Here is an 11,275-nt window from a genome sequence, read left to right on the forward strand (position 1 = left end):
ATATAACTGGATAAAATGCAAAAACTTTATTACAACTTATATATTATTTTATTCTCTATATAATAAATTAGTTCATAATTCTTCACGCTTTTCTTTATTTTCCTTATGTACTTTCTAAAACTTCCTCTTTATCATCTCAAAAAAAAGTAACAGCATAGTCCACATAATATACATTTAGCTTTTCTCCACTTTTAATTGTTATTGTCATTTTTCCTATATCCCCTCTTTTATAATTGCCATTTTAACTTATTAAAATCAGTATATAGATTATTCATAATAGGCAAAAAATCATATACAAAATTTCCCTTCTCGAAATCTCCTGCCATCTCCAGGCTTTTTATAAAGAAAAAAACTCAAGACAAGCTTGAGTTTTAAAAATTTTCTTTTTTTATTTTCTAGCATTTTCTAGTAATTCACCGATTTCTTCATTAGTGAAGTTATAAGCTGCATTACAGAAATTACATTTTATTTCTTCTTCTTTTCCATCTTTGTAGATTTCCTCAAGCTCTTTTTCCCCAATTGAAATTAGAACTGATTCTACCCTTTCTCTTGTACAGTTACATCTGAATTCTGGAGTTATTTCTTCTAATATATTTAAATTCATTCCTTCAAATATATATTCTAAAACCTTATCTATACTTCCATGCTCTAATAACATTTCTGTAATTGATGGGATTTCCTCAAGTCTATATGTAAGTAAATCTGAAAGTAATTCATCTGCATCTGGTAACATTTGAATTATAAATCCACCTGAAGCTTTTATGCTATAATCTGTATCTACTAATACTCCCAATGCTACAGCTGATGGAGTTTGTTCAGACACTGTATAATAATATGCTAAATCTTCTGCAACTTCTCCTGAGTATATAGGTACTTGACCAACATATGGATCTTTCATACCTAAGTCTTTAATTACTGTAAATTCTCCATTTCTACCTACATAACCACCAACATCTAACTTATTTCTACTATTTAAAGGTAGGTTTCCATGTGGATTACCGATAAATCCTTTTACTATTCCACCTTCATAAGCTGTAACAGTAACGCCCTTAGCTTCTCCACCACCATTAATTTTTAATGTTACTACTTCTTTTTCAGATTTTAAAGTACTTCCTATTAATGAACCAGCAGTAAGCATTCTACCTAATGTAGCTGCTGCTAAAGGTGTACATTCATGCACACTAATTCCTGTATTAACTAAATTTGTAGTTTCTCCTGCGATTATTCTGATCATTCCATCTTTTGCAGTTGCTTTTATAATCTTATCCATTTTAATCCTCCACTTTATTACTTTTAACTATATATACTATTCTTTCAGTTTTATCATTAACCTTATTAGTTGAATATCCATCATACTTGCCTATTATTTTAAAGCCAGTATCATTTAAAGTTTTTTCAATAAATTCTTCAGTATAAGCTCTTTCTAAATGCTCTTCTTCAAACCTTTCATATAACTCTCCTTTTTTCACAAAAAAGGTTAAGTACATAGATAAAAGATCATCATCAAAAACATTTTCCCAAGAATAGAATACTTCATCTTCGTTGTATGTATAAATATTATTACCTAATATATTAGATAATTTATAATATGAATTAACATCAAAAATAAAAACTCCATCTTCTTTCAAATGATTTTTTACATTTTTTAAATAACTAATAAAATCTTCTTCTTCAATTATATAGTTTGAAGAATCTAAAACTGATGTTATTAGATCAAACTTTCTATTTAAACAAAGTTCACTCATATCTTGACATACAATCTTACATCTAATTTTTTCTTTCTTGAATTTTTCAAAAGCTTCTTGAAGCATATCTTCTGACAAATCTACTGCAAAAACTTCCTTAAATTTTTTCGCAAGTCTTATAGTTACATTACCTGTACCACATGCTATATCTAAATAATTTTCAAAGCTTATTCCTTCACTTTTGCATATATCTAATATCCTTGAGCACATTTCTTCATAATTAATGTCTTCATATATTAATTCATCGTATATCTTAGCAAAATCTCCATAAGCCAAAGGTATTCCCCCCATCATTTTAGAGTTTTCTAAAACTATATTAATGGTAAATTTTATTTTAGTCAATTAAATACAAGAAAAACTATCAATATTCTCTACTTTCTCCCTAAAATTTCATCGTTTGTAGGAATTTTAAGCATTCTTTTTCTCTTAGTCATTATACCACCAATTCTCCCAGTTTCTTCTGCTGTTAATCCTCCCCATCCATACTCATCTACCTTTTCTTTTAAACCTAATTCATCTGCAATCTCATACTTGATTTTTTCTCTTAATACTTCAGCTTCTGATAATTCTTTATTAGACTTTATCTTTGATTTTATTATTTTTTTTAATGGTGTTTTACTCATATAAATACCCCCTGAGGATTTAGTATTAATATTTTCCCCAAAAGTGCTCTTAATATTCAGTAGTATTTTCCTATCACTTTATAGGACAAAATTTTATATATTGTAATAAAGTATTGAATTTTTTGAATTATTTAACTATAGTATTAGTAAGTATATTTTTTACTAACAAAATAAAAGGGGGACAAAATTATGTACAATGTTGCTATAGTTGGGGCTACAGGTAACGTAGGTAAAAAGTTTTTAGAAATATTAGAGGAAAGAGATTTTCCATTAGAAAATTTATATCTGTTTGCATCAAAAAAATCTGCAGGTTCAAAAGTAACTTTTAAAGGCAAAGATATAGTAATTGAAGACACTATTGAGGAAAATATTAAAGGTAAAAAGATAGATTTTGCTTTATTTTCAGCTGGTGGAGACGTAAGCTTGAAATATTCACCAATATTTGCATCCTACGGTGCCACAGTAATTGATAATTCAAGTGCTTTTAGAATGGACAAGAATGTTCCTTTAGTTGTTCCAGAAGTAAATCCTGAAGATATTAAATGGCATAAAGGAATAATTGCTAATCCAAATTGTTCTACAATTCAAGCAATGGTACCTTTAAAAGCCTTATTAAGTAAGTATGGAATAAAGAGAATAGTATTTTCCACTTATCAAGCTGTTTCTGGAGCAGGTAAGCTAGGAATCGATGATTTAATTGACGGTAATAAAGGAGCCAAGCCTAAAAAATTCCCTTATCCTATTGCTGGTAACTGTTTACCTCATATCGATGTATTCTTAGATAATGGATACACTAAAGAGGAAATTAAAATGATTGAGGAAACAAAGAAAATCCTTCATAATGATAATTTAAAAATAACAGCAACTGCAGTTAGAGTTCCTGTTTTAAATGGTCATAGTGAAAGTATTAATGTAGAACTTGAAAATCCATATGAAATAGAAGATATTTTTAAATTATTTAATGAAACTAAAGGAATCACAGTTTATGATGACTTAAAAGAATTAAAATACCCTACTGCTTTAATGGCAAGTGGCAAAGACGATGTTTTTGTAGGTCGTATTAGAAGAGATTTTAGTATTGATAACGGCTTAAACTTATGGGTAGTATCTGATAATATAAGAAAAGGAGCTGCGTTAAACGCAATTCAAATAGCTGAACTATTAACAGGGAGTGATGATTAATGTCAATTTTCAAAGGCTCAGCAGTAGCAATAATTACACCATTTAAAGATAATAAGGTGAACTTCGAAAAACTCGAAGAATTATTAGAATGGCAAATAGAAGAAAATACAGATGCCATAGTTATCTGTGGAACTACTGGAGAAGCAAGTACTATGTCAAAAGAAGAAAAAGAGGAAACTATTAAATTTACTGTTGATAAAGTTAATAAAAGAATTCCTGTAATTGCTGGTACTGGCTCAAATAATACTGAAGAATCTATTGAAATGAGTAAGTACGCTGAATCTGTTGGCGTTGATGGATTATTAGTCATTACACCTTATTATAATAAGACTAATAATAAAGGACTAATAAAACACTTTGAAGCTATTAATAATGAAGTAAATATACCTATAATTTTATATAATGTTCCTGGAAGAACTGGCGTTAATATAACTCCATCTTTATTAAAGGAAATATCTACTTTAAATAATGTTGTTGCAATAAAAGAAGCTAGTGGCAATATATCACAAATAGCTGAAATGCAATATTTATGTGGAGACAGAATAGATATTTATTCAGGAAATGATGACCAAGTAATCCCTATAATGGCCCTTGGTGGCATAGGAGTAATTTCTGTACTTTCAAATATATGTCCAAAAGCTGTGCATGATATGGCTTATAATTATTTATCAGGTAATATCAAAGAAGCTCAAAATCTGCAAATAGAGTATATAGATTTAATAAAGAAATTATTTATTGAAACTAACCCTATTCCTGTAAAAACTGCTTTAAACCTTATGGGCAAAGAAGTTGGTAATCTTAGATTACCATTGTATGACATGGATGATAAAAACCTTGAAGCATTAAAAGCTTCATTATTTAAATATAATTTAATTTAGGAGTAACTTATGGTTAAAGTATTATTAAATGGTTGTTGCGGAAAGATGGGACGAGTTATAGTCGAATCTTCAAAAAATTTTCCTAATATCACTATAGTAGGTGGTATAGATAAATTTAAATGTGATGACCTTAAATTTAAAATTTTTGAAAATGCATCTCTTGTTAATATAGATTATGATGTATTAATAGATTTTTCTAGACCAGAGGCTTTAAATAACTTGCTAGATTTATCAATAAAATATAAGAAACCAATTATTATTTGCTCTACTGGTTTTACAGAGGAGCAATTAGAATTAATTAGAGAACAAAGTAAAGTCATTCCAATATTTAAATCTGCAAATATGTCCTTAGGAATTAATTTAATTAATTCCCTATTAAAGAAAGTAGTTCCAGTATTATATGGTAATTATGATATTGAAATTATAGAAAAGCACCATAATCAAAAAGTTGATTCCCCAAGTGGTACTGCTCTTTTACTAGCAGACACTATAAAGGATAGTATTAAGGAAGAAACTAAATATACTTACGGAAGAAGCGGAGAATCAAAAAGAGAAAAAAATGAAATCGGAATCCATGCTGTAAGAGGTGGAACAATTGTTGGTGAACACGATGTAATCTTTGCAGGTACATCTGAAGTAATTGAATTATCACACTCTGCAGCTTCTAGAGAAGTCTTTGCTGTTGGGGCATTAAAAGCTGCTGAGTATATGAATAATATAACTGAAGCAAGAATTTATGATATGGAAGACGTACTTGGAATATAGTAGTTTCATAAAGCAACTACTATATTTAATGAAGAATTAAGAATTAAAAATGAAAAATTGAGGATGTAATTCTTTCAGAATTAATAATAAAAAAATATTTATTTAAAAAAACTCCGAAAGGAGTTTTTTTTCATTAATTCTTCATTCTTCATTTTTAATTACAAATGTGCCTTATATTTTTTCTTATTCTGTTTAAACTATATTGAGAGCATTTTATAAGGAGGAATATTTTATGGCAAAAGATAGTCAAATAGATAATAAAAAAGCTAGAATGGAAAAATGTAATTACCAAACTCCATTAACAGAAGAAGGTCACAATCATAATCCTAATGCAAAACATAAATCAGTTAAAAGAGAGGGCTTTTCAAGTCAACATATAAATAAAGCAGGAAATTAAAAAAGAAGAGTCGAAAGACTCTTCTAATTTTTTATATATTATTTTTCAATGTAAGCTTGATCGAAGAATACATGTCCTAAAGTAGAAACTCTAACTCCCTTAACTTCAGGTTTAGCAGCTTTAACTTTAGTGTAGTAGTATAATGGGATTATTGGCATATCTTCCATTAATATATCTTCTGCTTGTCTCATTAATTCCCATCTCTTAGCTTGATCACCTTCAGCTTTAGCTTGGTTAACTAATGCATCATATTCAGCATTTGAATATCCAGCATCATTATTTCCACCGCCAGTTAACCATAAATCTAAGAATGTCATTGGGTCAACATAGTCTCCAGACCAACCATGTCTAGCAATTTCATATTGTCCCTCTTGTCTAGTATTTAAGAATACCTTCCATTCTTGGTTAACTAACTCCACATTAACACCAAGTTTAGCCCAGTCTTGTTGTATAGCTTGTGCTACTAACTTATGATCTCCTTCAGTATTGTACATGAATTCTAATGTAGGAAGACCTTCTCCATTTGGATATCCAGCTTCAGCTAATAACTTCTTAGCTTCTTCTACATTAGCTTTATTTGCATCATAGTATTCCTTATCTGCAAAATCCTTACCTTCTTCATTTAAAATTCCCTTTGGAACATAACTATATGCAGGTACTTGTCCAGATTTAGTAACATTTTCAACTATAGCTTTTCTATCTATTGAAATAGCTAATGCTCTTCTAACCTTAGGATCATTTAATGCTTTCTTAACATCTTCAGGTAAAGTAGATTGTTTACCTACATTAAGTACTAACATATAAGTTGCAAGGTTTGGATAAATAGTAACTAAACCTTCTTCTTGTCCAGCAGCTATTTCAGCTGGTGGTACAGTATCAACCATATCAAAATCTCCAGCCTTTAATGAAGCATAAGCTGTATTTTGATCAGTAACTAATTTGAAAACAACACCTGGTAACTTAATCGCATCAGCATTCCAGTATTCTTCATTCTTTTCGAATACTAATTGATCTTTAATATCCCATTGAACTAACTTGAATGGTCCATTAGAAACATAAGTTGCTGGATCAAGAGCCCATCCTTCTGGATCAGCAGAAACTATGTCTTCTCTTAATGGCATATAAGTTGTAAATGCAGTAAGTTCCTTAAAGTAAGCTGTAGGAGCTTCTAAAGTAACTTCTAAAGTATAGTCATCAATAACTTTGATTCCAAGTTCATCTCTTGTAGCTTTACCTTCATTGAACTTTTGACCATTTTTAATATAGAATAATTGATAAGCATATTCTGCTGCAGTTTCTTTATTTAATGCTCTTACCCAAGAGTATTCAAAGTCTTTTGCAGTAACGCCTTGTCCATCTGACCACTTAGCATCTTCTCTTAAGTGGAAAGTATATACTAATCCATCTGCAGATTCATCAACGCTTGAAGCAACACCAGGTACTGCCTTTTCGTTTTCATCTAATCTCATTAATCCTTCGAAAGCATTATCAATAATTGAACCAGCTCCTGAAGAAGTGTTTAATGTAGGATCTATTGTTTCTGGGTCTTCTCCTAAGTTGTAGATTAAAGCATCAGAATTACTACTTCCGCATCCAGCGAAAACAGACATTCCAAGTGCAAGTGTTAGTGCAACTGCACAAATTTTTCTAAGCTTATTGCTTTTCATTGTTTTTCCCCCTTAAATTTATTATTTATAAAAATCGCTTAAGCAATAATTACCATTATTTAAATAAATGACATGATACAAAGTGTCCAGGTTCTACTTCTTTAAGTTCTGGATCTACTTCCCCACAAATAGGCATCGCATGTTTACATCTACCCTTAAATCTACATCCAGCTGGCGGATCTATAGGTGAAGGAATATCTCCTTCTAATACTATTCTCTTATTAGATTTAGCTATTTCAGGATCTGGTATTGGTACAGCTGATAATAAAGCTTGGGTATATGGATGCTTTGGTTTTAAATAAACATCATCTGCTGGTCCTTTTTCTACCATTTTTCCTAAATACATAACTCCAATATGAGTTGAAATATGCTTAACCATTGATAAATCGTGGGCTATAAAAAGATAAGTTAACCCAAACTCTTCTTGTAACTCTTCAAGCATATTAATAACTTGAGCTTGAATAGATACATCTAATGCTGATATAGGTTCATCACATACTATAAAATCAGGTTGTACTGCTAAAGCTCTAGCAATACCTATTCTTTGTCTTTGTCCACCTGAGAACTCATGTGCATATCTATTAATATGACTTCCATTTAATCCAACCCTATCTAAAAGATATCTAATTCTCGCGATTCTTTCTTCACCCTTATATAAACCGTGGATATCAATAGCTTCACCTATAATATCACCAACAGTCATTCTAGGATTTAAAGAAGCATAAGGATCTTGGAATATCATTTGCATATTCTTTCTTAAAGAAACCATCTTCTTTTCACTAAACTTAGTTATATTTTCACCATTAAAAATAATTTCACCTGAAGTTGGTTCATATAACTTTAAAATAGTTCTACCAGTAGTAGTTTTACCACAACCTGATTCTCCAACTAATCCTAAAGTTTCCCCTCTTCTAATAGTAAAAGATACATCATCAACTGCTTTTACAAAGCTTTTTTTAGCAAACATACCTTTATTTACAGGGAAGTACTTACAAAGATTTTTTACTTCTAATATTATATCTTTTTCCTTTTTCATTACTCTTCCCTCCTAATTGATGATTCTACCTTTGGTGCATTTTCATGACATAACCAACATGCAGCTCTATGACCTTCTGAAATTTCAAATAAAGGTGGTTGTTTTTGTAAACAAACCTTCATTGCATATTTACATCTTGCTGCAAATGGACATCCAACTGGCGGTTTTAATAAATCTGGTGGTTGTCCTTCAATTGGTGTTAATTTTTCTTTTACTTCACTCTTTGGATTTGGAACACTATTTAATAGTCCCCAAGTATATGGATGCTTTCCATTGTAGAATATATCCTTATCTGAACCCTCTTCTACAACTATCCCTCCATACATAACATTAATTCTTGTACAAAGGTCAGCAACTACTCCTAAATCATGAGTAATTAATATTATAGATGTATTAATCTTATCTTTTAAATCTTTCATTAAATCTAAAATTTGCGCTTGTATTGTAACATCTAATGCTGTTGTAGGCTCATCTGCAATAATAAGCTTTGGTTCACATATTAAACTCATTGCTATCATAACTCTTTGTCTCATCCCACCTGAAAATTCATGTGGGAATTGTTTAAGTCTACTTTCAGGACTAGGAATACCTACCATATCAAGCATTTTTATTGCTAATTCATTAGCTTCTTTTTTAGATACCTTTTTATGTTTAATTAAATGTTCTGTTAATTGATCTCCAACTGTAAATAATGGATTTAAAGAAGTCATAGGATCTTGGAAAATCATTGCCATTTCATTCCCTCTAATCTCTTGCATTTCCTTTTCTGTTGGATTACTAATATCTTGTCCATTAAATATAATTGCATCAGAATCTATTATAGCGTTATCTTGTAATAATCTCATAATTGACATCATAGTTACAGACTTACCACAACCTGACTCTCCAACTATACCTAAAGCTTCTCCTTTATCAAGATGTAAAGATACACCTCTTACAGCTTGTACATCACCTATATGTGTTCTAAAGGAGGTTTTTAAATTCTTAACTTCTAATAATTTACTCATTTGTCCTTCCTCCTATCTCTTATTCTTAGGATCTAAAGCTTCAGTTAAACCATCCCCAAATAGGTTAAATGCTAATATAATTAAACAAATTGCCCCTGCTGGGAATAATAATTGATAAGCTGCTGTACTTAATAATCCACTGGCATCATTTGCTAAAGTACCTAATGAAGCAAGTGGTGCATTAATACCTAAACCTATGAAACTTAAGAAAGCTTCTGTAAATATAGCTTGAGGTACAAATAAAGTTAATGTAACTAAAATTGAACCCATACAGTTTGGTATTAAATGTCTAAGTAAAATTCTAGTCTTAGATGCTCCTAGAGCTTTAGCTGCAAGAACGAATTCTTGTTGTTTTAATTGAAGGATATCTCCTCTTACTATTCTAGCCATACCAACCCAATAAGAAATTGCCATTGCTAAAATAATAGTTGTAAGACCTGTTGATCCTTCTTTCTTAAATGTAGCCATTAAAATAATTACATATATTTGAGTTGGAATAGAGTAAAGTACATCTACTATTCTCATCATAATGTTATCTACTTTTCCGCCAAAGAATCCTGCTATTCCTCCATATAAAACTCCTATTACTAGGTTAATAGCAGCTGCAGATATTGCTATTATTAGAGAATATCTTGCACCATACATAGTTCTTACAAATAAATCTCTACCTAAGTTATCAGTACCAAACCAATGTTGCATATTGGGTCTTATATCAGTACCTTGCAGATTTGTATCATAATATGTATATCCCATTATTTTTTCCATTAAAATTGGTCCTAAAAACGCAAAGATAACTATAATAACAATCATAATTAAAGAAACTAGTGCTACTTTATTTCCTTTAAGTCTTCTCCATGCATCAGCCCAATAACCAACACTAGGTCTAACTATTTGTTCAAATTTCTTTTCCTCATCACTTAAAGGAGTAAATAATTCTTTATCTAAATCTAAATCAACTTTCAAGTTTTCCATTTCTTTACCCCCCCATTAACCTTCTAGCTTGATTCTTGGGTCAATTAGTACATATACTATATCAACTAATAAGTTACATACTACTATTAATGTACAGTAGAATGCAGTAACCCCTAATAATGATGTGTAATCTCTATTAGTAATAGATAAAGTAAATTCATTTCCAAGTCCAGGAATTGCGAATATCTTTTCTACTACAAACGAACCTGTTAATACTCCTGCTACTAAAGGTCCTAAATATGTTACTACTGGAATAAGTGAATTTCTTAAAGCATGCTTAAATACTACAGTTCTTCCACTTAACCCCTTAGCTTTTGCTGTTCTAATATAATCTGACTTTAATACGTCTATTAATTTGCTTCTTGTAAGTCTTGTTATAAATGCCATTGAACTTCCTGAAAGAGCAATAACTGGCATTATATAATTAGTAGGCTTACTAAGCCCTGTTGCTGGTAGGAATCCTTTCATCTGATATGTAAATATAAATATCAGGAAGGTCCCCATAACGAAACTAGGAATGGTTATTCCTATGGTTGAAAGTATCATACAAACTCGATCTGGCCACTTATCAGCTTTTAATGCTGCTATAATACCTAAAGCAACACCAACTACAACTGAGAAAATTATTGATACAACTCCTACTTTAGCTGAGTTTGGGAAACTTTTTTCAATTGTTGTTAATACATCTCTACCTTTATATTTCATTGATTTACCAAAATCACCTTTTAATAAATTACTCATATAAATTGTATATTGCTCACCAACAGGCTTGTCCAGCCCATATTTTTCATTTAATTGTGCTTTCATCTCAGGTGTGATTTTTTCTCCATCAAATGGACCACCTGGCATCATTCTAACTAGAAAGAAAACTATTGTAACTACTGCCCAAATAGTGATTAAACTAGTTAAAAGTCTCTTTCCTATATACTTTACCATTTGTTTTCAACCCCCATTCATAATTCTACAGCATTCAACTTTGTAGATATTAATAATTATATTATAT

General features: G+C 30.4%; 12 protein-coding genes. 4 read left to right on the forward strand and 8 right to left on the reverse strand.

Annotated features, from left to right (window positions below):
* Window positions 1-388 precede the first annotated feature (388 nt).
* The 3 genes from hslO to E6248_RS08090 form a co-directional block, all read right to left on the reverse strand.
* Window positions 389-1,270 carry an Hsp33 family molecular chaperone HslO gene (gene hslO / locus E6248_RS08080; RefSeq protein WP_316340311.1) on the reverse strand — a complete coding sequence of 294 codons (882 nt, stop codon included), beginning with the start codon at window positions 1,268-1,270 and terminating at the stop codon, window positions 389-391.
* A 1-nt stretch (window position 1,271) separates the two neighbouring features.
* On the reverse strand, window positions 1,272-2,021 hold the full coding sequence (locus E6248_RS08085) for a class I SAM-dependent methyltransferase (RefSeq protein ID WP_316340312.1): 750 nt from the start codon (window positions 2,019-2,021) through the stop codon (window positions 1,272-1,274).
* Between the two features lie 95 nt (window positions 2,022-2,116).
* Complete coding sequence (locus E6248_RS08090) at window positions 2,117-2,368, reverse strand: small, acid-soluble spore protein, alpha/beta type (RefSeq protein WP_136005568.1); 252 nt, start codon at window positions 2,366-2,368, stop codon at window positions 2,117-2,119.
* A gap of 189 nt (window positions 2,369-2,557) precedes the next feature.
* Here E6248_RS08090 and E6248_RS08095 point away from each other — a divergent pair, with 189 nt between their 5' ends.
* From E6248_RS08095 to E6248_RS08110, 4 genes are all read left to right on the forward strand, one after another.
* Complete coding sequence (locus E6248_RS08095) at window positions 2,558-3,550, forward strand: aspartate-semialdehyde dehydrogenase (protein WP_316340313.1); 993 nt, start codon at window positions 2,558-2,560, stop codon at window positions 3,548-3,550.
* Window positions 3,550-4,428, forward strand: coding sequence for a 4-hydroxy-tetrahydrodipicolinate synthase (dapA, locus tag E6248_RS08100; RefSeq protein WP_316340314.1), 879 nt, complete (start codon window positions 3,550-3,552; stop codon window positions 4,426-4,428). The genes E6248_RS08095 and dapA overlap by 1 nt, the downstream gene beginning before the upstream one ends.
* Before the next feature lie 9 nt (window positions 4,429-4,437).
* Entirely contained in the window at window positions 4,438-5,193 is a 756-nt protein-coding gene (dapB, locus tag E6248_RS08105) for a 4-hydroxy-tetrahydrodipicolinate reductase (protein ID WP_316340315.1), read from the forward strand.
* A 232-nt stretch (window positions 5,194-5,425) separates the two neighbouring features.
* Window positions 5,426-5,590, forward strand: a complete 165-nt coding sequence (locus E6248_RS08110; RefSeq protein WP_168354916.1) for a hypothetical protein — start codon at window positions 5,426-5,428, stop codon at window positions 5,588-5,590.
* A 38-nt stretch (window positions 5,591-5,628) separates the two neighbouring features.
* On the opposite strand, the gene E6248_RS08115 is transcribed toward E6248_RS08110, so the two are convergent.
* Genes E6248_RS08115 through E6248_RS08135 form a run of 5 tightly spaced genes read right to left on the reverse strand, consistent with a single transcriptional unit; the run spans window position 5,629 to window position 11,208 of the window.
* Window positions 5,629-7,257 (reverse strand): peptide ABC transporter substrate-binding protein, encoded by a 1,629-nt coding sequence (locus tag E6248_RS08115; RefSeq protein ID WP_316340316.1) that lies wholly within the window; start codon window positions 7,255-7,257, stop codon window positions 5,629-5,631.
* A 55-nt stretch (window positions 7,258-7,312) separates the two neighbouring features.
* On the reverse strand, window positions 7,313-8,293 hold the full coding sequence (locus E6248_RS08120) for a dipeptide ABC transporter ATP-binding protein (RefSeq protein WP_316340317.1): 981 nt from the start codon (window positions 8,291-8,293) through the stop codon (window positions 7,313-7,315).
* Window positions 8,293-9,300, reverse strand: a complete 1,008-nt coding sequence (locus E6248_RS08125; protein WP_316340318.1) for an ABC transporter ATP-binding protein — start codon at window positions 9,298-9,300, stop codon at window positions 8,293-8,295. The genes E6248_RS08120 and E6248_RS08125 overlap by 1 nt, the downstream gene beginning before the upstream one ends.
* 12 nt (window positions 9,301-9,312) lie before the next feature.
* A complete protein-coding gene (locus E6248_RS08130) occupies window positions 9,313-10,272 on the reverse strand; it encodes an ABC transporter permease (protein ID WP_316340319.1) in 960 nt (319 codons plus the stop codon).
* A 15-nt stretch (window positions 10,273-10,287) separates the two neighbouring features.
* Entirely contained in the window at window positions 10,288-11,208 is a 921-nt protein-coding gene (locus E6248_RS08135) for an ABC transporter permease (protein WP_316340320.1), read from the reverse strand.
* Window positions 11,209-11,275: the final 67 nt, after the last annotated feature.

Origin of the sequence: Clostridium sp., from assembly GCF_032552055.1 — a bacterium.
Classification (GTDB): domain Bacteria; phylum Bacillota; class Clostridia; order Clostridiales; family Clostridiaceae; genus Clostridium.

Bases quoted from the DNA above. Each gene is read 5' to 3' on its own strand.
- hslO (WP_316340311.1), bottom strand. From the start codon at position 1,270: ATGGATAAGATTATAAAAGCAACTGCAAAAGATGGAATGATCAGAATA.
- E6248_RS08090 (WP_136005568.1), bottom strand. From the start codon at position 2,368: ATGAGTAAAACACCATTAAAAAAAATAATAAAATCAAAGATAAAGTCT.
- E6248_RS08095 (WP_316340313.1), top strand. From the start codon at position 2,558: ATGTACAATGTTGCTATAGTTGGGGCTACAGGTAACGTAGGTAAAAAG.
- dapA (WP_316340314.1), top strand. From the start codon at position 3,550: ATGTCAATTTTCAAAGGCTCAGCAGTAGCAATAATTACACCATTTAAA.
- dapB (WP_316340315.1), top strand. From the start codon at position 4,438: ATGGTTAAAGTATTATTAAATGGTTGTTGCGGAAAGATGGGACGAGTT.
- E6248_RS08110 (WP_168354916.1), top strand. From the start codon at position 5,426: ATGGCAAAAGATAGTCAAATAGATAATAAAAAAGCTAGAATGGAAAAA.
- E6248_RS08115 (WP_316340316.1), bottom strand. From the start codon at position 7,257: ATGAAAAGCAATAAGCTTAGAAAAATTTGTGCAGTTGCACTAACACTT.
- E6248_RS08120 (WP_316340317.1), bottom strand. From the start codon at position 8,293: ATGAAAAAGGAAAAAGATATAATATTAGAAGTAAAAAATCTTTGTAAG.
- E6248_RS08125 (WP_316340318.1), bottom strand. From the start codon at position 9,300: ATGAGTAAATTATTAGAAGTTAAGAATTTAAAAACCTCCTTTAGAACA.
- E6248_RS08130 (WP_316340319.1), bottom strand. From the start codon at position 10,272: ATGGAAAACTTGAAAGTTGATTTAGATTTAGATAAAGAATTATTTACT.
- E6248_RS08135 (WP_316340320.1), bottom strand. From the start codon at position 11,208: ATGGTAAAGTATATAGGAAAGAGACTTTTAACTAGTTTAATCACTATT.